Genomic DNA, 21,458 nt, shown 5'->3' with positions numbered 1-21,458 from the left:
CCAAATGAAAACCCCCGCCATTTCTGACGGGGGTTCCCAAATTTTCAAACGAAAGATCGGTTGATCTTACTCGTCGCCAGTCTTCAGAGCTGCGCCCAGGATATCGCCCAGGGATGCGCCGGAGTCCGAAGAACCATACTGTTCAACGGCTTCTTTCTCTTCAGCAATCTCACGCGCTTTGATCGACAGACCCAGACGACGGGTCTTGCTGTCGATGTTGGTCACACGTACGTCAAGCTTGTCGCCAACGGAGAAACGCTCAGGGCGCTGCTCAGCACGGTCACGGGACAGGTCGGAGCGACGGATGAAGGACTTCATGCCTTCGTATGCCACTTCGATGCCGCCGTCTTCGATGGCAGTTACTTCACAGGTCACAATCGAGCCGCGCTTCACGCCGCCAACTGCATCCGCGAACTTGTCGCCGCCGAGGGCTTTGATCGAGAGAGAGATACGCTCTTTTTCAACGTCAACTTCGGACACAACGGCCTGAACAACGTCGTTCTTGTGGTAGCTCTGGATGGCTTCTTCGCCGCGCTCGTCCCAAGACAGGTCGGAGAGGTGAACCATGCCGTCGATCTCGCCAGGCAGGCCGATGAACAGACCAAATTCGGTGATGTTCTTGACTTCGCCTTCGACCTCGGTGCCCTCTGGGTGCGTTTCTGCAAACACTTCCCATGGGTTGCGCTGAGTCTGCTTGAGACCCAGGGAAACGCGGCGCTTGGCGCCATCGATTTCCAGCACCATGACGTCCACTTCCTGAGAGGTGGAAACGATTTTGCCAGGGTGTACGTTCTTTTTGGTCCAAGACATTTCGGACACGTGAACCAGACCTTCAACACCCGGCTCCAGCTCAACAAAGGCACCGTAATCGGTGATGTTGGTCACGCGGCCTTTGTGCACGGAAGACAGTGGGTACTTGGCAGCAACCAGATCCCATGGATCGTCCTGCAGCTGCTTCATGCCCAGGCTGATGCGGTGGGTTTCTTTGTTGATCTTGATAACCTGTACTTTGACGGTTTCGCCAATTGTCAGGATCTCAGATGGGTGGTTCACACGACGCCATGCCATGTCGGTGACGTGCAGCAGGCCGTCAACGCCGCCGAGGTCGACAAACGCACCGTATTCGGTGATGTTTTTGACCACACCGTCGACCGCTTGGCCTTCGGACAGGTTGCCGATGACTTCTGCGCGCTGTTCGGCACGGGACTCTTCGAGGATCGCACGACGGGACACAACGATGTTGCCACGACGACGGTCCATTTTCAGAACCTGGAACGGCTGCTTCAGACCCATCAGTGGGCCGGCGTCACGTACTGGACGTACGTCAACTTGGGAACCAGGCAAGAAGGCCACGGCGCCGCCGAGGTCAACTGTGAAGCCGCCTTTAACGCGACCAAAGATTGCGCCTTCAACGCGCTCTTCGTCTGCGTAGGCTTTCTCGAGGCGATCCCATGCTTCTTCACGGCGCGCCATCTCACGGGAGATAACCGCTTCGCCGCGGGCGTTTTCAGCCGAGCGCAGGAAGACTTCTACTTCGTCGCCAACAGCGATTTCAGCAGCTTCACCTGGATTTGCGAATTCTTTAAGATCAACGCGGCCTTCCATTTTGTAGCCTACGTCGATGATGGCTTGGCCCGCTTCAATTGCGATGACTTTGCCTTTGACAACCGAACCCTCGTTCGGTGTGTCCATTTCGAAGCTTTCGTTAAGGAGGGCTTCGAATTCCTCCATGGTTGTATCAGCCATGTGGCGTCATTTCCTTTTCAAACATTTTTACTGGCCGCGCGGTTGTCTCCGCCGGTCTTGGTTGGTGTCCGCCTTCTGGCAGAACAAGTTGGTCTTTGGCGCGCCAAACAACTGGAAAAACACACAAAAAACAAAGAGGGCCGGCGTTCCCGACCCTGCTCGTCCCGTTGTTTTATGGCATTTGCGCCTTATAGACAGGGGCGATATAGCCAGAATCCCCCTAAGGGGCAAGCGGATTCGCGAACCAAACAGCGCCTTTACGCGCACCACACCACCGTCCGCGCCCCTACGTTCTCGCCGCACTCTTCAGGTGACAATACTACAGGCACAAACTACCTTAAGGGTGATTTTTTAGTCAATTTTGAGGTTCCCATGATCAAAGCAAGCCTGACTCGCACACTTGGGGCGGCAGCCTTCACACTTGCTTCACAAGTAGCCCTCGCACAAACCTTCAACGACACCGGTGACATCCTCGCACGGTCGGCGATGGTCGAAGACATCGAATACCAGATCATGGTTCAGCGAGCGACGCAGACTGCAATCTGGGGTATGCCCGCTGCTGGAATGATCGACTTCCTAAAAGGTATTCGGCGCGATTTGGGTGGCGATTACAACGACGTTGCTTATCTCAATAAACCTTTCGATGCCAAGCACGGTTTTCTGACAGCAAATGACGTAACAGCCTATGCTTGGTCCTCCATGACCTCGGCCCCCGGTCCGCTGGTAATCGAGGTGCCTGCTGCCACTGACAAGGTCAGCTATTTCGGAACCATCGTAAATGCTTGGGACTCTCCCATTGTAGATGTGGGGCCAGACGGCCATGACAAAGGAGAAGGCGGCAAATACTTGATGCTGCCGCCGGATTATGACGGTGCGCAATCTTTGGAAGACCTCACCGCAGCTGGCTACATGCCATTTGAAACCGACACATACGAATACGGCTTCTCCTTCCGCCCACGGCTTTACAATGGTGCCGCGGACGCAGATGCAGCCGATTACGCCCAGACCATCAAAATCTACTACCTTTCAGAGGCAGACAACCCGCCGACCACGACCTACCACGAAGCATCAGATGTCCCCTATGACTCGCTCCCTTACTACAATCACACCTATTTTCAGGACCTGAACGACTACGTTCAAAACAACCCGATCCGCCCGCAAGACAAGGTCATGGTCAACTTTCTAAAAGACTTGGGCATCGAAAAGGGCAAGCCCTTTGAGCCCAACGACCGACAACTCAAAGCCATGAATGAAGGCCTTGTCCTGGCTTACGCCGCAATGCAGCGCTATTTTGTCGAACCGGGTCTTGCGACTGTCCCGCTGTGGACCGACGCAAATGGTGCTCTAAAATCGCAGTGGTTGGTCTGGGACTTCGCTGAAGGCCAACCCGAAGCCGGCTTTCCTTATGAAACCGACACCGAAGTGCTAGTCGATGACCGTGCCGGCGGAAGCTACTTCTGGATCACCTACCTACCCAAGTTTCTTGGCGGTGGCACTTTCTACCTGACCGGTTTGCGCGATCAAAACGGCGATATGTTTGATCCTGCAGCCACCTACAAACTCAACGTGCCTTCTGACACGCCCGCCAAAGATTTCTGGTCAGTGATTGTCTATTCCATGGAAACCAAGAGTTTCATTCGCAACGTGGACCGCGTGGGGCTGTCTTCCAGGGACGCCGACAGCATGCAGGCAAACGACGACGGGTCCTACGACATTTACTTTGGGGCAACCGCGCCGGAAGGCATGGAAAGCAACTGGATCCCTACCACCGAGGACTACTTCTTGCTATTTCGGCTTTACGGACCAGAAAAAGGCTGGCTCGAAAGCGGCTGGATGCTGGGCGATATGGAAAAAGTCGCTCCTTAAAAGGCTTTTTATCTACCGAGCAACATCCTGTGCACACCCATTCAGGCGATCCTTTTTTAGGGTCGCCGCCTCAACAGCATCCAACCGCTCAAGCGCCGCCTTGGGGTCGCGCGCCCCTCCTGCCTTGCGCCATATCCCGCGCGCGGAGGCAGGACTCCAAGGCAAGGCTGCGGTATGCAACCACTGGCGCAGCTCAGGCGGGAGCGCGTCATAAGCTTGCATGACATTGCCCTGCCTGCGCCGCCCGCGCAGATTGCTTTTGATATTCCGCCCCATGGGTTCGCTCATATCTGACAGATTTATTTAGTTATGTTATTACATTTCTACCATGACCGATTTCAACCCCAAGTAAGACGCAAAAAGGCGCCCCGTTCCGGAGCGCCTCTATATAGTGATCTTTTCCAAGTGGCTTAGTTGATCTTTTTCACGAGCGTCTCACGCGACTTGCGTACCTTTGCCATTGGCAGCAACCAATCTGCGCCTTCCTGACGGTAGCCCAGCGGCAGAAGCGTCACGGATTTCAAACCCAACTCCTTCAGCCCCAAAATTTCATCTACGGCCTCGGGATCAAACCCTTCCATCGGGCAAGTATCGACGCCCAGCTCAGCGGCGGCCAACATGGCAAATCCCAACGCGATATAGGCCTGACGCGCCGCGTGGTCGTGATTCACGGTCTCATCGCGTGGCAGATACACGTTTTTGAGGTTCTCAAAATACTGCGACAACATTTCGTTTTCGCCGCGCAGCTCTTCCATATGCGCGCGCACCGCATCAATGCGCTCCGCCGAATAGTTGTCCCAGGCCGCAAACACCAACAGATGGCTGCCTTCGGTGATCTGGCTCTGATCCCAACCTACCTTGCGGATTTTTTCCCGCATCTCGTCATTGGTGACGACCAACACCTCAAACGGCTGCGTGCCGCTGGAGGTCGGCGCCATGCGGATCGCTTCCAGAATCGCCTCCACCTTCTCTTCAGGGACCGCTTTGGTCGGGTCCATCTTCTTGGTGGCGTAGCGCCAGGTCATTAGGTCTTTCAGGCTTGTCATTCTCAAATGATCCTTCTTGCGGGCCGGTAACAATCGCCGGAACCGAGGGTGGTATACTTTCGATACCCGCGATATAAGTGGCACTGAAAATCGCCACAAGAAGGCACATATCTGAGACCCGGTTACACAAGAGGAACCGCCATGCCTGAAAAGTCTGCTCACCAAGGGTGCCCGCAATGCTCGCGCATCAACGAGGTTCTGGGCCGCGTTGGTGACCGCTGGTCGGTGCTGATCGTGCTCTCACTGGCGCAATACAAAGTGCTGCGGTTCAATGAACTCAAACACCACCTGGGCATTTCCCAGCGCATGTTGTCTTTAAAATTGCGCGAGCTGGAACGTGACGGGTTGGTCAACCGCACCTACCACCCGACGATCCCACCCAAGGTGGAATACGCCCTGACAGAGCTGGGCTATTCGTTTTATGAGCCTGTCAAAACGCTGGGTACATGGGCCTTGGACAACCTACCCAACATCGACGAAGCCCGAGCAGAATTTGACTTGCAGGCGGACGAGAAAAAGTCCGCCTGATCAAGCGTGGCTCACTCTGCTGGATGCAGCTTGTCTATCGCCGCCACGGCGGCCCCAATCGCTTCCTCAATCGCCAGAACAGAGGTGTCGATCAACACCGCGTCCTCGGCTGGCTTCAACGGCGCCTCAGCCCGTTCCATATCCCGCGCATCGCGTTCTTTCACGTCCGCCAGCACGGTTTCGCGGTCAATCTCGGTGCCTTTGCCAACAAGCTCCAAATACCGGCGCTCTGCCCGCACTTCGGCGCTCGCTGTGACAAACAGCTTGGCTTCGGCATTGGGGCAAATCACGGTGCCAATGTCGCGCCCATCCAGCACCGCCCCACCGGCGCGGCGCGCAAACGCCCGCTGAAAATCCACCAACGCAGCCCGCACCTCACCAATCACCGCGACCTTACTGGCCGCTTGCGCGACCTCCGGTGTGCGCAGGTTGTCTGCATCAAGATCTTCGGCGGTCAATGCTTTGGCCGCGACAATTGGGTCCGTACCATCCAACGTGCGCGCGCCTACTGCGCGGTACAGCAAGCCGGTGTCCAAATGGGCAAAGCCGTAATGCGCCGCCACAGCTTTGGAGATTGTACCTTTGCCCGCCGCTGCTGGCCCATCAATCGCAATGGTAAACCGCATGTTCTGCCCTGCCTTTTCTCAAATCCCAGCCGCTCTAGCGAGCCAGGGACGGCAACGCAAGGCACAGGCTCCTCTGCTTGGCCGGTTTACGCCCACCGGCGGCGCATCTGCATCACCGCGCCTGCCATAAGTCCCACAAAAGCCACCGTCGCCGCTGCTGACTTGCAGCGTGTCCAAAAGCTTGCCATGGCCACAACATTGTCCTCAACCGCCTCTGGACCAATGTGCAACATGGTCGCCACCATGTAGTTTTCCAAATAGTCCGCAGAGACCATGATCATCGCCACAAAGGAGAACACCATGCTCCAAGGCCGTTGAAATAAACTCTGAAAGCCAACAATCAGCATGATGCCAAGAAGCGCTGGATACACTAGGTCAAGCCGCTGCTGCACAGTGATGTAGAAGTTCCTTCCCTCTGCTGTCAGCGCCGATAGAAACCCGCGCGCCTCCTCCGGCGTATATCCGAAGGGCCGCATATCAAACGGCACCAAGCCCCCAGCAGCTGCACTGATGGTTGGCATGGTCCAGAACACCATCACCAGATAGATGGTGGTGGCGGCAGTAAAACTGACCCAGAAAACCCGCTGAATATAACTCATGCAAAAGGCCCACAAATGACGTAAGCCCCGATCATGACCGAGGCTTCGCCAAAATCAACAAAAACGTGTGCCTAAGTGCCGCGTCTGGCCGCTTAAGTCCGAGAGATCTTCGCGCCCAGACCATCCATGAGCGGCTCGAAAATGGGGAAAGACGTCGCGATTGGCCCACCATCATCGACACTGACAGGTTGCTGCGTCGCCATGCCCAACACCATAAAGCTCATGGCAATGCGGTGATCCAAATGGCTCTCGCAGGTCGCGCCGCCTGGCACGTTGCCGTGGCCCAGACCTTTCACGATCCACCAGTCATCCCCCTCGTCGACCTCTACACCATTGGCGCGCAGGCCTTTGGCCATGGCGTCGATCCGGTCACTTTCCTTCACGCGCAGCTCTTTTACGCCGCGCATCACGGTGTCGCCTTTGGCAAAGGAAGCCACCACCGACAGCACCGGATATTCGTCAATCATGCTGGCAGCGCGGGCTGGATCAATCTCAGCACCCGTAAGATCAGGGGAGAACCGCGCCCGCAAGTCCGCCACCGGCTCTCCACCTTCTTCACGCTCGTTCTCAAACGTCAGGTCCGCGTTCATCGCCTGCAGGGCATAGAACAGCCCGGCCCGCGTTGGGTTCAGCCCGATATTCGGCACCAACACGTCAGAACCCGGCGTGATGATCGCCGCACATACCGGGAAAGCTGCCGAGCTTGGATCGCGCGGCACCACAATGGTCTGCGGCTTCAGCTCCGGCTGACCGGTCAAAGTGATCACGCGGCCTTCATCGGTCTCTTCCACAGAAATCTCGGCTCCAAAGCCTGCCAGCATGCGCTCGGTGTGGTCACGCGTGGCTTCTTTCTCGATCACCACGGTCTGCCCCGGCGCGTTCAACCCGGCCAACAACACCGCAGACTTTACCTGCGCCGATGGCATTGGCACTTCGTAGCGCACCGGCACCGCGTCTTTGGCGCCTACGATGGTCATCGGCAACCGCCCACCGGAGCGCCCAACCGACATTGCACCAAACAGTGCAATCGGATCGGTGACCCGCGCCATTGGGCGCCCATTCAGGCTGGCGTCACCGGTGAAGGTCACGGTGATGTCACTGGTCGCCATCGCGCCCATGATCAGACGTACACCGGTGCCGGAGTTGCCGCAGTCAATCACATTATCCGGCTCGGCAAAGCCCCCCACACCAACGCCATGCACCGACCAGTTGCCTTCGCCGTGGTTGATCACCTCAGCCCCAAAAGCCGCCATGGCCTTGCCGGTGTCGAGCACGTCTTCACCTTCGAGCAAACCGGAGATTTTGGTTTCCCCAACCGCCATCGCGCCAAGGATCAAGCTGCGGTGGCTGATGGATTTGTCACCCGGTACATGCGCTTCGCCTTTCAGCGGACCGCAGGCAGAAGATGTCATCGGAATTGGGGTGCCGTGGCCGGACATAGAGCAGTATCCTTCTTGCGTTCAGACCAGCTGTTAGCGCAACAAATGGCCCGCGTCCATGCCGACCTGCGGCGACAAATTACCCAGCCGCAGAATTTGCCCCCGCGTTGCCTGTACCACGCAGCCACATTTCCGGATTGCCCTGGGCAATTTGCCGAAACACCTCTTCGCCCAGCGCATTGCGCAACCGGAAACACACCGCTTTCTCACTCAGCTTCTCCTGCCGCGTCATGTAGAAATCTGATCCAAACAACACGCGACGGCGCAGCCGGTCACCCGCCTCGGTTTCATCGAGCAAAAACAGCCGCAAAAACGGGATGTAGTCGTCAAAATGAAACAGCGTGTAGCTGATGTCGGTCCACAGCTGCGGCCAGTCTCCCGAACCGATCATATCGCGGATTTGCACCTGCCAGTTCTCATCCCCGCGCGGCGCTTCACCGTTGGCATAGGCGTGCCAGTCTTTTTGCCCGCCAAAGTGTGCCAGACAAATCCGCATATCCGGAAACGCCCGCATCACCGGCCGGTAGGCTTTGGGTTCCGTAAACCGATCCGCAATGTAGTCGGACACCTCACGCCCCTGCACACCGCCCCGCGAGCAATGGGTCATGACCGGCATTTTCCGCGCATTGATCTCCGGATACACCGTCTTCATCAACACCGGATGGTCCGGCGCAAAACCCATGCGCGGATAGATCTTCAGCCCTTTGAACTGCAAATCTTTGATGGCCCGCAGCCCCTCTTGTGCACTGCCTTCGCTCAGCGGATTGACCGTGGCAAAGGGAATGACCGAGCCTTTCGGCTCCGCCGCCTTTGCCATCTCGTGCAATTTGTCATGCTGCGTGCGCAGGCCTTCCGCAACCGGACCATAACCAATCCCCGTCATGTCCATCGGCAACACCACATAACGCGTGTTGCTTGGGTAGTGCTTTTTGACGCTCTCCAGTACAGTGGCCTGGTCGTCGTGCTGGGCTTCCTGCTGAAACCGATAAAGGCGATCAAGCTTTTCGGCGATGTCCTCTTGCCCAAGAAATCGCACGACCCAGGCAATGCCTTTGATCAGGATTGGTACCCGCTGAAACAGTCGGGTCCATTTGTAGGGAAAATCGCGGGGCACATGCGCTTGCGTAAACGTGTGCACATGACAATTGGTGATTTGGATGGGTTTCATGGGAAAATGACCTTGCTTAAAAAACAAGATCAGCCTGCGGCAATCACCCTATCAAAATCAAGGTAAGCAAATGACCCGTTTTGACGCGGGCCATCCCAAAGCGCCTTACCGATTACGTCTTCCGAAACGTCAGGTAATGCGGCGTGCGTCCTTCACGGAAGGCTTTCTGTTCATAGCGCGTGGAAATCCAATCCCCCCACGGCTCACGCCAGTCTTCCGGCTTTTCTGCTAACCACTCAAACCCCTGACGCGGCACTTCCTCCAAGGTCTGACGCACATAATCCTCAATGTCCGTCGCCACCCGGAAAATCGCGCCGGGCTTCAGCTTGCGCGACAAAGGCTCCAGATGTTCCGGTGTCACAAACCGACGGCGGTGATGCCGCTTCTTGGGCCAGGGATCAGGATAGAGCAAAAACGCCCGGCTCAGGCTTTCATCAGGCAGCACGTCAAACATGTCCCGCGCATCCCCGGGATGCACCTTGATGTTTTCCGCCCCAGCTTCACGGATTTTCCCAAGCAGCATGGCCACACCATTGATGTAGGGCTCACAGCCGATGATGCCCACATCTGGGTTCTGCACCGCCTGATGCACCATATGCTCGCCGCCGCCAAAGCCCACTTCGAGCCAAACATCCTTGCCGCCAAACAGCGCCTCAAGGTCGAGGTTCTCCCGCTCCGGGTTCTCTTCCCAGCCCACCTTGCCCGGCGACAAGGTCGCCAAGTCTTCGTCCAGATAAGCCTCTTGGCTGGGCCGCAAACCCTTGCCTTTGAAACGGCCATAGAAGTTGCGCCACGGCGCACCGCTTGCGTGTCTGCCAGAATCTTTGCCGGGGTGTTTGTCGTCGGACATGCCAAATTACCTTATGCTGCGGGCCTGCCTTTGCCCAAACCCGCAGCAAAGGTCAAGTTCAGCCAAAAATCTTGCGCAAAATGAACATGCCCGGAATGGTCACAATATACATCGTGATCCCGTAAACCGCTGCTGGCACCGCAAACTCGGGAATACCGCCGGTTTGCGCAATAATGCCTGCCACCGCGATGCCAAGGGTCGCGTTCTGCACGCCCATCTCCACAGAGATACAAAGCCCGTCCGGCCCCGACAGGCCCAGCACACGCGCCACCGCAACACCGGCAATCAGCAACACTGCGTTCAGCGCCATCAACACCGGACCCAAACCGCCAATGTTTTCCATGAACATGGTCCAGTTGGAGGACAGCGCCGCCGCAACAATCACAACAAACAACATCAGAGCCACGGCGGACACCCGCCCCTCGTTATTGTCGGCAAACGTCGGCGCCACAAATCGCAACAACACGCCAATTGCCACCGGCACGGCGGTGATGACAAACATGCTGATCCCGATCGCTGTCACATTGATCACCGGCGCATCCCCCCCCAGAAACGTGGTCGCCGCCCAGCCGGTCAGCGCAGGCACCGTCAGCACCGACAACAGGCTCACCACCGCCGTCAGAGTAATCGACAAGGCCACTGTGCCGCCTGCCAGTTTGGTCAAGATATTGGACGTCACGCCGCCTGGGCAAAACGACAATAACATCACCCCAAAGGCCATCGCAGGCGGCAAGCTTGTGAACGACACCAGCAAAAACGCCACCGCGGGCACCGCCACCACTTGCATCAACACGCCCACGATCACCGCGCGCGGCATGGTCAGCACCCTGCCAAAATCTGCAAAGGTTAGGCCAAAACCCAGTGAAAACATAATTATCGCCAACGACAGCGGCAAAGCCACATCGATCAACATCGCGCATTCCTCCCATTTCCCGGCCCAAACGTGGCACAAGTCATCAACACTTCCAAAGACTTCCGTGGGGGCAGTTTTCCCGATCTCAGCCTCCAGACATAAAAAAGCCCGCCAAAAAACTCGGCGGGCTTTTCAATCTTGCAATGTATTGCAGATCAAATCGCTTTTTTCAGATCCTCAACCAGATCCGTGCGCTCCCAGCTGAAGCCGCCGTCTGCGCTTGGCTTGCGGCCAAAGTGACCGTAGGCCGCGGTGCGTTCATAAATCGGCTTATTAAGCTGTAGCTTTTCGCGAATGCCCCGCGGAGTCAGGCACATCACCTTGCGGATCGCCTGTTCAATATCAGCAGGCGCCACATCGCCGGTGCCATGTGTGTCGGCATAGATCGACAGCGGCTCTGACACGCCAATCGCATAGGACAGCTGAATGGTGCAACGCTCGGACATGCCCGCCGCCACGACGTTTTTCGCCAGATAGCGCGCGGCGTAAGCGGCTGAACGATCCACCTTGGTTGGGTCTTTGCCGGAGAAAGCACCACCACCATGCGGGGCCGCGCCGCCATAAGTGTCCACGATGATTTTACGCCCGGTCAAACCGGCGTCGCCATCCGGGCCACCGATCACAAACTTACCGGTTGGGTTCACGTGCCAGGCGGTGGCGTCGGTGATCCAGCCCTCTGGCAGGGTTTCGCGAATGTAGGGTTCGATCACCGCGCGCACATCGGCGCTGGTCATGTTTTCATCCATGTGCTGGGTCGACAGCACGATGGAGCTCACACCCACCGGCTTGCCGCCTTCATACACCACTGACAGCTGAGATTTCGCATCCGGGCCAAGCGTCGGCTCCTGACCGGATTTGCGCACCTCTGCCAGTCGCCGCAGGATCGCATGGCTGTACTGGATTGGCGCTGGCATCAACGCCTCGGTTTCGGTGGTGGCATAGCCAAACATGATGCCCTGATCACCGGCACCTTCGTCTTTATCGCCATCCGCATCCACGCCCTGCGCGATATGCGCGGACTGCTCGTGCAGCAGGTTGGTGATCTCCACGGTCTCGTGGTGGAACTTTTCCTGCTCGTAGCCGATGTCTTTGATACAGGCGCGCGCGATCTCGTCGATGCGCTCCATGTAGTCATGCAGCTTGTCTTGATCGGACAGACCAACCTCGCCACCAATCACCACCCGGTTTGTCGTGGCAAAGGTTTCCGCCGCCACCCGGGCTTCAGGTTCCTCTGCCAAAAAGGCGTCCAAAACCGCGTCGGAAATGCGGTCACACACCTTATCAGGGTGCCCTTCCGAAACGCTTTCGGAAGTAAACGTGTAGTTCTGTCGTGTCATGAAGTGCTCCAATATAAGTCGATCGCCACGTCAGGAAGCCGTTGTGGCGATAATTTCCAGTCTGCCTTACGCCTCCGTCACCGAAGGGTCAATGTGTTTCGCGTCGACGCAGTAAAAGCGCGGTTAATACGAGCAGCATCACGACAATGGCGAGCGGCAGATCCCCCACCTTTGCATACAGCGTCTTTGGCTGCGCGTCTGGCAACGCCACGTCCAGATACCCGGCCGTGTTCAGCGGCAAAGCGTCCAGCACACGGCCTTTGGCATCAATCACCGCGCTTACCCCCGTATTGGCCGACCGCAACACCGGCAAGCCGCTTTCAATGGCCCGCATCCGCGCTTGGACCAGGTGCTGGTACGGACCAGAGAAATTGCCAAACCAAGCGTCATTGGTCAGGTGCAAAATGAAATCTGGCCGCTCCGGCGCGGCGCGTACATCCTGCGGAAACACCGCCTCGTAACAGATCAATACCAAGGCTTTGCCCAACGCGCCCAAGTCCAGTACATCTGCACCAACACCCGGCGAGAACCCATCCCCGTCGCGGCTGGCCAGACCTTGGATGCCAATCTTACTCAACAGGTTACCCAGCGGGATGTATTCCCCAAACGGCACCAGATGGTGCTTATCATAGGTCTGCGTCACGCGGCCCACTGCATCCATCAGCACCACCGCATTGAAAATCCGCGCGCCTTCCGCTCGGTTGATGCCCAACACCACCGGCACATCCCCAGCTGCGTCAGAAATGATCCCCAACGTGCGCGCCGCATTGTGCAGCCAGACCGGCACCGCAGTCTCCGGCCAGACAATCAGGTCCGGACGCTCGTCGCCCGCGCGGGTGAACTGCACCAGGCGTTCAAAAAAGACACCGGCGTATTGTGGATCCCACTTCTGATGCTGTGGCGCATTGGGCTGGATCAGGCGCACAACGGTACGCGCCCCCGGCTCCTGTTGGTTCGCCTCCCCCAAGGGCACGGCCAAAGCTACTATGCCCAGCACTGCCAGACCAATTTTGACAGCAATCCGCTTGTCATACACCAAAGCGCGCGCCAAGCCCCAGGCCACAAGGAAAAACACCAGGTTCAATCCGTGGGGACCAATGAATCCTGCGCCCTGCGCCACCAGCTTGTCGACCAGCACATAAGACGGCATTGCCCAGGGAAACCCTGTGAACACATAGGCCCGCACCAGTTCCGCCAGAGTCAGCGTCAGGATCACAGCCCACCCTGTTTTACTGACCCGCTTTGCCCCCCAGAACGCCACCGCCCAGAACAGCGCCAACCCCATGGACAGAAACAGGATCGCAAAGGGCGCCATCCAACCGTGCACTAGCGGATCCACCAGAAACGGCTCCACAATCCAGCTCAGGGACAGCGCAAAATAGCCGGCGCCAAAGCCCAGCCCAAACACCGCGTCCGAAAACCCGCTTGCGGTGATCCGCAACATCGCAAAAGCCGCCGCAAATCCAAAAAGTGAAAGCAACCAGAGGTCAAATGGCGAATGGCCCAGCGCGGCAATCAAGCCCACCGCACCGCCTGTGCAAAACGTCTTCCAGGGTACAGCCCGCAGCCGGCGGCGCAAAGCGCCGTCAGCCATCCTGAACAACCACGCTAGGGCTTGGCAGGAACACCCGCAGGCGCTTGATCCGGCGGGGATCAGCGTCCACCACCTCAAACTCCACGCCATCCGGGCTCTCAACCACCTCGCCGCGTGCGGGCACATGCCCCGCCAGCATAAAGACCAATCCACCCAAAGTGTCGATCTCCTCAGGGTCAACCTCTTCGTGGTGGCTTAACGACCGGCCAACGGCCGCTTCAAATTCATCCAATGGCGTTTTGGCCAGCGCCAGATAGCAGCCTGGCTTTTCCTCCACAAAGAGGTCGGCCTCTTCCACGTCGTGTTCGTCTTCGATCTCGCCAATGACCTGCTCAATCAGGTCTTCGATGGTGACCAAGCCGTCCACACCGCCATATTCGTCAATCACCAGCGCCATATGGCGCCGCTCGGCCTGCATCTTGGTCAGCAACACGCCAATCGACATGCTTGGCGGCACAAACAACAGCGGCCGCAACACTTTGGTGATCTCAAAATCCTTGGCGTTGTCGCCGTTAAACCCGTGCCGCAAAGCAAAGTCTTTCAGGTGCACAAACCCCACTGGCGTATCGAGCGTGTTTTCATACACCGGCACGCGGGTCAGCCCACTGTCGCGAAACAGCTGCACAAGCTCGGCTTTGGTGATGGTGGTGGGCACCGACTGAATGTCAGCTTTGGGCACGGCGACGTCTTCCACCCGCATACGGCGCAGGTTCATCATACCATGTGCTTGCGGCACCGGCGTATTGACGGGAGCCGGGCGTTCTTCCACGGCGTCTTGCGTGTCACTCATACCAAACAGGCGGCTGATCCAACCTTTTGGTTTACTATTCTGGCCTTCCGGCTGCGCGCTTGGCGCTGCGTTAGAAGATCCGTCTGCACTGTCGCCCATGGGCCCTTTCCAAGGTTTAACGCGGTCTTAAAGCCGCTGGTTGTGATCATATGGGTCCGACAGACCCAGTTTGCCAAGTATGGTGGTCTCTAAACCTTCCATCAAAGTGGCATCTTTGTCACGCACATGATCGTAACCCAGCAAATGCAAGGTGCCATGTACCATCAAATGCATCACGTGATCCGCCATGGGTTTGCCCGCCGCCTGTGCTTCCTGCGCACAGGTGTCATAAGAGATCGCAATATCTCCCAGCTCCTCAGGCATGTCCGGAAAACTCTGCTCCGGCAGCTCCGGCACATCGCCATCAACGTCCACACCGCGCTCGTCGCTGGGCCAGCTCAAAACGTTGGTGGCTTTGTCCTTGTCGCGAAAGTCCGCATTTAACACCGCAATGCGCGCATCATCGCAGGCCAGCACCGCAATCTCAAACGCCTCAGCCGCCATCCCCAGATGCGCCAAAACCGCCTGCGCCGCGGTTTCGGCCAACGGTTCAAACGCCACCTCGGTCCAGCGGCTGTCTTCTATAATGGTATCGGTCAGCATTGTCCCTGCATCGCGCGGGGGCTGACGGCCCCCACACCCCCGTGGATATTTTTAGCCAAATGAAGGGTCAGGACTTGGCGTCCTTATTTTTCAACGCCCGCATGGCGTCGGCGTCATAGGCTTTGATGATTGCGGCCACAAGCGGGTGACGCACCACGTCATCCGCTGTGAAGTAATTGAAGCTGATGTTTGGAATGTTGCTCAGCAACCGCTCCGCATCTTTCAGTCCCGAAGGCACCCCACGCGGCAAATCGATTTGGCTGCGGTCACCGGTGATCACCATACGGCTGCCTTCACCCAAACGCGTCAGAAACATCTTCATCTGCATGGTGGTCGCGTTCTGCGCCTCATCCAGCACCACAAACGCGTTGGCCAATGTGCGACCACGCATAAAGGCCAGCGGCGCGATCTCGATCTTTTTTTCTTCGATCAGCTTGCCCAACTGTTTGGCAGGCAAGAAATCATTGAGGGCGTCATACAAGGGCTGCATGTAGGGATCGACCTTGTCTTTCATGTCGCCGGGCAGATAGCCAAGTTTTTCACCCGCTTCGACTGCTGGACGCGACAGGATGATCCGATCCACCTGACCGGAGATGAACATCGACACACCTACGGCCACTGCCAAATAGGTTTTACCCGTGCCAGCCGGGCCAATGCCAAAGGCCAGTTCATTGTCAAACAGCGACAACACATAGGCTTTCTGGGCATCGGTGCGCGGCTCGACCAGCTTTTTGCGGGTCTTGATTTCAACCGCACCGCCTTTGAACATCTCAATCTGATCGCCGTCCCGCACGCCGGTGTCTTCCTCAGAACCGCCCATGCGAATCTCGCGATCAATGTCGCCACCCTCAACAGACTTGCCACTTTCCAAACGGGTATAGAGCGCGGTCAGAACCTCAGCCGCCTCGGTCTGGGCTGCCTCTTCGCCGTGGATGTCGAGCAGATTTCCCCGTCGCAGGATCTGCACCCCCAGTTTCTGCTCAATATCCGCGAGGTTGCGATCATATTCACCGCAAAGCTCGATCAACAGTCGGTTGTCCGGAAATTCCACCGAAGTGTTTTTCGGTGCATCAGATGAAGGCGGTGGGGTCATGGTGCCAGTGGGCAATCACATCTCCTGTGACGAAGGGTATAGCCCCATGGTGCCAAGTTGCGCGGGCAGGTGCAAGCGCAGGGGCGTGAATTTTCCATGACGCGCAAAATTGTGACAGACTGCGCGCCCAAAATAAAGGCCGCTGGAGCTCTCCAGCGGCCTCAGATTTTTCAAACGATGTGGATCAGATCCAGTCGCCGATGCCTGCGCCCTTTTTGAACGGGCCTGTGGCCACGCCGGGAGGGGCGGCACCGGAACACACAGGCTTGCCATACGGATCTAGGCGCTGGGACAGATAGCCTTCCACGCCGTCATCAATGATCCAGTGGTCACAGCCGTTTGGATCCACCCAGACACCCGCGATCAGGTTGCTCAGGTGGCCATCGTCGGTGAAGTTGTCCACGGTTTTGTCAACTTTGTTGTCGACACAGGCCGACACGCTTACGGCAAGGCCCAGGAGGAGAACACTTTTGGTCAGTTTCATATCTTCTCTCCCTCAGCGCAGACAGATGATTTCAACACGACGGTTTTCCGCCATGCCAGCCGACGTGCGATTGGTGGCGCGCGGCATGCGTTCGCCATATCCGCGCACATCCACAACCCGGGCGCCGGTGCTGCGAGCCACTTTGGCCACGGCATTAGCGCGGTTGTAGCTCAGGCGCATGTTGTAATCGTCGCTGGCGCGGCTGTCGGTGTGCCCAGCCACAATAAAGGCCGACGCGGATGAACTGCTAAAGAACTCAGCCAAACGCTGACGGTTGGCCGAATTGATCGCGTATTTGTCGGTGGCAAAAAACTGGTCAGAGTTCATCACACCGCAAACATTGCCGCGACGGCAAACTGGAATACCCTGGCGGTTCACGTGTGGGGTCATGTACCCCTCCACACCATCGTCCATAACCCAGTGCTCACAGCCGTCCGGATCCACCCAGACAGTTGGAACATATGGTTGGCCCAGAACAGTGCGTTGGTTTTGGGCCGCAGCGGGCTGAGCAATGGCCAGAAGTGCAACACAGGCAGCCGCCGCACCTCCAAGCGCCGCCCGCGCCGTATTTTTGATTTTAATCGCCACAGCGAGTACCTCTCCTATCCCCCGAAAGCTATTTTCTTGAAACAGTGTTCGAAATCAAAGCTTTCTCAATCCGTTCAAGATGCACCGAGTTGCCTCTCATGTGAAGAAGAAATCCTTAATTCGCGTCGCAGGAGACCTAAAATATGTCCAAAATGTGTCACGCGCGCCCTACTCCAAGCAGAACGCGCGCATCAATATTCTCAAATTAACCAAGATTGTTTCCGACGTAGCGTCAATCTCAGATCAAGACCCCCCCAAGTGAGTTGGCCGCGCTTTCCACGATTCTCACGCGTTTGATGTCGCCAATTTGCCCCTTGGGATCAGTCACATAGACCGCGTGCAGGTAATCGGACTTGCCAACCATCTGACCCTCCAAACGCCCGGCCTTCTCATAGAGTACGTTCACTTCTTTGCCGACCATGCTGTCTTGGATCTCTTTCTGCTGCTGCCCCAGCAACGCTTGCAAGCGCTGCAAACGGTCATTGGCCTCGTCCGCATCAACCAACGGTCGCTCCGCGGCTGGCGTGCCCGGACGTGTCGAATATTTGAAGCTATAGGCCTGCCCGTATTTGACCTCGCGGATCAGGTCCATGGTGTCCTGAAAATCCGCTTCGGTCTCTTCAGGGAAGCCGACGATGAAGTCACCAGACAACATCAGATCCGGCCGCGCGGCGCGGATACGGTCGATCAGCTTGATATAGCTTTCCCGATCATGGCTGCGGTTCATACGCTTCAGGATCTTGTTGGAGCCGGACTGCACCGGCAGGTGCAGATACGGCATCAGCTTCGAACAAGTGCCATGCGCCTCGATCAGATCGTCCATCATGTCGTTGGGATGTGAAGTGGTGAAGCGAATGCGCTCCAACCCGTCAATCTTGTCCAACTCCCAGATCAACCCGGCCAGGGTCATGTCACCGCCACTGTGCGCCCCGTGATAAGCATTCACGTTCTGACCCAGCAAGGTGATTTCCCGCACGCCGCGCTCGACCAAATCCCGCGCTTCCGTCAGCACACGATCCACCGGACGGCTGACCTCGGCGCCTCGAGTGTAAGGCACCACACAGAAGGCGCAGAACTTGTCGCAGCCTTCCTGAACCGTCAGAAACGCAGCAGGCTGTCGCTTTGCTTTTGAGCGGCCTTTGAGTTTCTCGAACTTGTCTTCTTCTGGGAAATCCGTATCCAGCGCTTTCACGCCTTCCTGAGTCTTGGCTTCCATCTCCGGCAACCGGTGGTACGCCTGCGGCCCCACAACAAGATCAACAATTGGCTGACGGCGCATGATCTCTTTGCCCTCGGCCTGCGCCACACAGCCTGCCACGCCAATTTTGAGGTCCGGTTTCTCGGCCTTCAGCCCTTTGAACCGGCCCAACTCAGAATAAACCTTTTCCGCCGCCTTTTCACGAATGTGGCAGGTGTTGAGCAAGATCATATCCGCATCATCAGGCGTATCGGTGGCCTCATAGCCCGCGCCGCCCATGGCCTCCGCCATGCGCTCACTGTCATAGACGTTCATCTGACACCCGTAGGTCTTGATGAAGAGCTTCTTTTTCTCAGCGGTGGTGTTGTCAGACATGAGACTTATCCTGCAGCGGTTTCAAGCCGTCTCCCTACAGAAAACGAGGGGCGCTTGCAATGCGCTCGCTTTTAGCGGATTTTGAGCGCAACAAGGACAAAAACACGAGAAATGGGCCGCGCATGACATACGACTCGGTGGAGCAGTTTCTGCGCGAAGGTCGGGCCAATCTGGTCAAAGGCCCGGTCGCACTGATCTTTGTGGAAGACGATGTAGAGATCGAAAGCACGCTCTATCACCACCTCGATCTTGGCTTCAAAAAAGTCATCGTGTTTATGCCCGCCGCCTTTTCACTGTCGGCCGAATTGGCGAAACAATGCCCGCGCATAACCATGGACGCCCCGCGCGGCCAGCCCATGACAGACGCGATCAACAAGTTCATCGAAGCAGCCCCATCGCTTTGGCTCTACTACTGCTTCAATGCCGAGTACTTGTTCTTCCCGTTTTGTGAGACCCGCGGCATTGGCGAAATGCTGGCTTTCCACACCGAAGAGCAACGCGACGCGATGCTGACTTACGTGATTGACCTCTATTCGCCGGACCTTAGCGTCACCCCCAACGCCGTGTCGCTGGAGGATGCTCAGCTAGACCGCTCTGGGTATTATGCGCTGGCTCGCCGCGACGCTGACAATCACGACCACCCTAAAGAACGACAATTGGACTTTTTTGGCGGTCTCCGATGGCGGTTTGAAGAGCATATCCCGCCCAACAAACGCAAGATCGACCGCATCTCGATTTTCCGCACCAAACCTGAACTGCAATTGCGCGACGACTTCACGTTCACTGATGAGGAATACAACACCTACGCCTGCCCCTGGCACAACAACCTGACGGCGGCGGTTTGCTCCTTCCGCACCGCCAAAGCGCTCAAGGCCAACCCCGGGTCCACTTTCGACATCAACGAATTCACGTGGCACAACTCTGTGCGCTTTGACTGGCACTCGCGTCAGCTACTGGACTTGGGCCTGATGGAACCCGGCCAGTGGTTCTGAACAGACGGACAAAACGGTTTGCAGTGCTTCTCGCGGTCTCAACCGCCCTCACCGCCTGCGCCAAAGTTCCGTTTGACGCCCCACGCACGCCCTCTTACGCCCTCAGCGCAGACGCCTCATCAGACGAGGTAAGCCGCGCCGTGTCCGCGCAAACCGGCGCCCAATCGGCCTACTTCGAGCTCACCAACGGCACGGACGCACTTGGGGCCCGCCTGCGCATGATCGAAAGCGCGCAGCACAGTATCGACATCGCCACCTTCCTGATCAAACCGGACACCGCCAGCGGCATCCTCACCCATCGCCTGTTTGACGCCGCCAACCGCGGCGTGCGGGTGCGGCTTCTAGTGGATGACGTCTTCACCACCGCCGATGACACCGACCTCGCCGTGCTCGACACGCACCCCAACATCGAAATCCGCATATTCAACCCCAGCTCGCGTAATGCACCCAAAGCCATGGGGTTTCTCTGGGATTTCAAACGCGTAAACCGGCGCATGCACATCAAGACCTTTGTGGTCGACAACGACATGGCGATTATCGGCGGGCGCAACTTTGCGGATGAGTATTATGAGTTGAAACCCACCGAAGTCTTTGCCGACTACGACCTGGCGGTCTTTGGCCCCGAGGCCGCCGAAATCAACCCAATCTTTGACACCTACTGGAACGATGACTTTGCGGTTCCCGTGGCCAACCTTCGTGCCAAATCCGCCCCCTTACCGCCGCAGATCGCCCTGTCTGACTGGGCCTATGACCCCGACAGCCCCGAAGTCGCCGCCTACACCAAAGCGATCAACGCGCCTTACTTGCAGGACATTGCCAACCGCAAGGTTGCACCTTTCCGAGGCACCTCGCGTATCATCGCCGACACCCCGCAAAAGCTGCGCAATCCTAATGGCAAAGGCCCGCACATTATGGGCGAAGCCTTTTTTGCTGCCATCGGCGATGCCAAATCACAGGTCACCCTTATCAGCCCGTATTTTGTGCCCGAAAACTACGGCGCGCGCTTCTACGCCAACCTAGCACGCTCCGGTGTCAAGTTGCGGATCGTTACCAACTCGCTCGCCTCCACCAACCACGCTTATGTGCACGGCGGCTATGCACGCCACCGCGCTGACCTTCTGGCCGCCGGTGTGGAACTCTACGAGCTGCGCCACAACGCCATCGAAGCCATCGACTTGACCGACATGGAAAACCCGCCGCACATCACGCTGCACACCAAGCTCGCCGTGATCGACGACACCTCCGTGCTGGTCGGCTCCCTCAACCTTGACCCACGCTCGATCAAAACCAATGCTGAGATTGGCCTCCTCGTCGAAAGCCCAGCTTACGCAAGAACCATTTTGAACGACTTGGATCAAAACCTCGCAGACTTCGCCTACAAGGTTACCGCCGAGGAAACGGGTTTGCAGTGGACGCACCAGCCCAAAACTGTTGCGCCCACAGTGGTCACCAAAGACCCGGACGCAGGTCTCTGGCGGCGGTTCATGTCAGTGCTGCCCCAGTGGTTTGGCCTCGAAGGGCTGACCTAAAGCGTTTTGAGAAATGATTAAGACACCAGCATCGCAAATGTCCTGAGAACGCGAA

The 21,458-nt window shown here is 57.3% G+C and carries 21 protein-coding genes and 1 riboswitch; of the genes, 4 read left to right on the top strand and 17 right to left on the bottom strand.

Annotation, left to right across the window (positions count from 1 at the left end; all coding sequences use genetic code 11):
- Positions 1-66: 66 nt before the first annotated feature.
- Complete coding sequence (gene rpsA / locus JXR15_RS15000; protein ID WP_299418582.1) at positions 67-1,746, bottom strand: 30S ribosomal protein S1; 1,680 nt, start codon at positions 1,744-1,746, stop codon at positions 67-69.
- 372 nt (positions 1,747-2,118) lie between these two features.
- Between rpsA and JXR15_RS14995 the strand changes: the two genes are divergently transcribed.
- Positions 2,119-3,612 (top strand): DUF1214 domain-containing protein, encoded by a 1,494-nt coding sequence (locus tag JXR15_RS14995; RefSeq protein ID WP_422054019.1) that lies wholly within the window; start codon positions 2,119-2,121, stop codon positions 3,610-3,612.
- Positions 3,613-3,624: 12 nt separating this feature from the next.
- Here JXR15_RS14995 and JXR15_RS14990 read toward each other — a convergent pair whose 3' ends face one another.
- Both JXR15_RS14990 and JXR15_RS14985 read right to left on the bottom strand, forming a co-directional pair.
- A complete protein-coding gene (locus JXR15_RS14990; RefSeq protein WP_422054018.1) occupies positions 3,625-3,888 on the bottom strand; it encodes a DUF6525 family protein in 264 nt (87 codons plus the stop codon).
- Between the two features lie 134 nt (positions 3,889-4,022).
- Positions 4,023-4,658, bottom strand: a complete 636-nt coding sequence (locus JXR15_RS14985; RefSeq protein ID WP_422054017.1) for a nitroreductase family protein — start codon at positions 4,656-4,658, stop codon at positions 4,023-4,025.
- A 141-nt stretch (positions 4,659-4,799) separates the two neighbouring features.
- On the opposite strand from JXR15_RS14985, the gene JXR15_RS14980 reads away from it, so the two are divergent.
- Positions 4,800-5,186 (top strand): winged helix-turn-helix transcriptional regulator, encoded by a 387-nt coding sequence (locus JXR15_RS14980; protein ID WP_422054016.1) that lies wholly within the window; start codon positions 4,800-4,802, stop codon positions 5,184-5,186.
- 11 nt (positions 5,187-5,197) lie between these two features.
- Here JXR15_RS14980 and cmk read toward each other — a convergent pair whose 3' ends face one another.
- The 14 genes from cmk to miaB all read right to left on the bottom strand — a co-directional run bounded on the left by cmk (position 5,198) and on the right by miaB (position 18,882).
- Positions 5,198-5,812 carry a (d)CMP kinase gene (gene cmk, locus JXR15_RS14975; protein ID WP_422054015.1) on the bottom strand — a complete coding sequence of 205 codons (615 nt, stop codon included), beginning with the start codon at positions 5,810-5,812 and terminating at the stop codon, positions 5,198-5,200.
- Between the two features lie 86 nt (positions 5,813-5,898).
- Positions 5,899-6,411: a hypothetical protein gene (locus tag JXR15_RS14970; RefSeq protein ID WP_422054014.1), complete on the bottom strand. Its 513-nt coding sequence runs from the start codon at positions 6,409-6,411 to the stop codon at positions 5,899-5,901.
- 92 nt (positions 6,412-6,503) lie between these two features.
- Positions 6,504-7,850, bottom strand: a complete 1,347-nt coding sequence (gene aroA, locus JXR15_RS14965; RefSeq protein ID WP_422054013.1) for a 3-phosphoshikimate 1-carboxyvinyltransferase — start codon at positions 7,848-7,850, stop codon at positions 6,504-6,506.
- Between the two features lie 79 nt (positions 7,851-7,929).
- Positions 7,930-9,018: an amidohydrolase family protein gene (locus JXR15_RS14960; RefSeq protein WP_422054012.1), complete on the bottom strand. Its 1,089-nt coding sequence runs from the start codon at positions 9,016-9,018 to the stop codon at positions 7,930-7,932.
- A 112-nt stretch (positions 9,019-9,130) separates the two neighbouring features.
- Positions 9,131-9,868 carry a tRNA (guanosine(46)-N7)-methyltransferase TrmB gene (trmB, locus tag JXR15_RS14955; protein ID WP_422054011.1) on the bottom strand — a complete coding sequence of 246 codons (738 nt, stop codon included), beginning with the start codon at positions 9,866-9,868 and terminating at the stop codon, positions 9,131-9,133.
- Between the two features lie 58 nt (positions 9,869-9,926).
- A complete protein-coding gene (locus JXR15_RS14950) occupies positions 9,927-10,781 on the bottom strand; it encodes a bile acid:sodium symporter family protein (protein ID WP_422054010.1) in 855 nt (284 codons plus the stop codon).
- A 155-nt stretch (positions 10,782-10,936) separates the two neighbouring features.
- The gene (gene metK / locus JXR15_RS14945; protein WP_422054009.1) at positions 10,937-12,118 is read right to left on the bottom strand and encodes a methionine adenosyltransferase; all 1,182 of its coding nucleotides are present in this window, start codon (positions 12,116-12,118) and stop codon (positions 10,937-10,939) included.
- Positions 12,119-12,122: 4 nt separating this feature from the next.
- Positions 12,123-12,171, bottom strand: a riboswitch (SAM-SAH riboswitch).
- Positions 12,172-12,206: 35 nt separating this feature from the next.
- On the bottom strand, positions 12,207-13,712 hold the full coding sequence (gene lnt, locus JXR15_RS14940) for an apolipoprotein N-acyltransferase (RefSeq protein WP_422054008.1): 1,506 nt from the start codon (positions 13,710-13,712) through the stop codon (positions 12,207-12,209).
- Complete coding sequence (locus JXR15_RS14935; RefSeq protein WP_422054007.1) at positions 13,705-14,601, bottom strand: hemolysin family protein; 897 nt, start codon at positions 14,599-14,601, stop codon at positions 13,705-13,707. The genes lnt and JXR15_RS14935 overlap by 8 nt, the downstream gene beginning before the upstream one ends.
- 27 nt (positions 14,602-14,628) lie before the next feature.
- Complete coding sequence (gene ybeY, locus JXR15_RS14930; protein ID WP_422054006.1) at positions 14,629-15,144, bottom strand: rRNA maturation RNase YbeY; 516 nt, start codon at positions 15,142-15,144, stop codon at positions 14,629-14,631.
- 67 nt (positions 15,145-15,211) lie between these two features.
- Entirely contained in the window at positions 15,212-16,237 is a 1,026-nt protein-coding gene (locus tag JXR15_RS14925; protein ID WP_422054287.1) for a PhoH family protein, read from the bottom strand.
- 184 nt (positions 16,238-16,421) lie between these two features.
- Complete coding sequence (locus JXR15_RS14920) at positions 16,422-16,721, bottom strand: hypothetical protein (protein ID WP_422054005.1); 300 nt, start codon at positions 16,719-16,721, stop codon at positions 16,422-16,424.
- Positions 16,722-16,733: 12 nt separating this feature from the next.
- Positions 16,734-17,309, bottom strand: coding sequence for an OmpA family protein (locus tag JXR15_RS14915; protein ID WP_422054004.1), 576 nt, complete (start codon positions 17,307-17,309; stop codon positions 16,734-16,736).
- A gap of 238 nt (positions 17,310-17,547) precedes the next feature.
- Positions 17,548-18,882: a tRNA (N6-isopentenyl adenosine(37)-C2)-methylthiotransferase MiaB gene (gene miaB / locus JXR15_RS14910; RefSeq protein ID WP_422054003.1), complete on the bottom strand. Its 1,335-nt coding sequence runs from the start codon at positions 18,880-18,882 to the stop codon at positions 17,548-17,550.
- A gap of 122 nt (positions 18,883-19,004) precedes the next feature.
- Here miaB and JXR15_RS14905 point away from each other — a divergent pair, with 122 nt between their 5' ends.
- Both JXR15_RS14905 and JXR15_RS14900 read left to right on the top strand, forming a co-directional pair.
- Complete coding sequence (locus tag JXR15_RS14905; protein WP_422054002.1) at positions 19,005-19,874, top strand: hypothetical protein; 870 nt, start codon at positions 19,005-19,007, stop codon at positions 19,872-19,874.
- On the top strand, positions 19,865-21,403 hold the full coding sequence (locus JXR15_RS14900) for a phospholipase D-like domain-containing protein (RefSeq protein ID WP_422054001.1): 1,539 nt from the start codon (positions 19,865-19,867) through the stop codon (positions 21,401-21,403). Before JXR15_RS14905 ends, JXR15_RS14900 begins: the two co-directional genes overlap by 10 nt.
- Positions 21,404-21,458 lie beyond the last annotated feature (55 nt).

The organism is Shimia sp. (assembly GCF_049116215.1).
In the GTDB taxonomy this organism is placed as follows: Bacteria; Pseudomonadota; Alphaproteobacteria; order Rhodobacterales; family Rhodobacteraceae; genus Shimia.
Note: the sequence above shows the minus strand (reverse complement) of the source record. Positions and strands in the feature narration are given on the sequence as shown.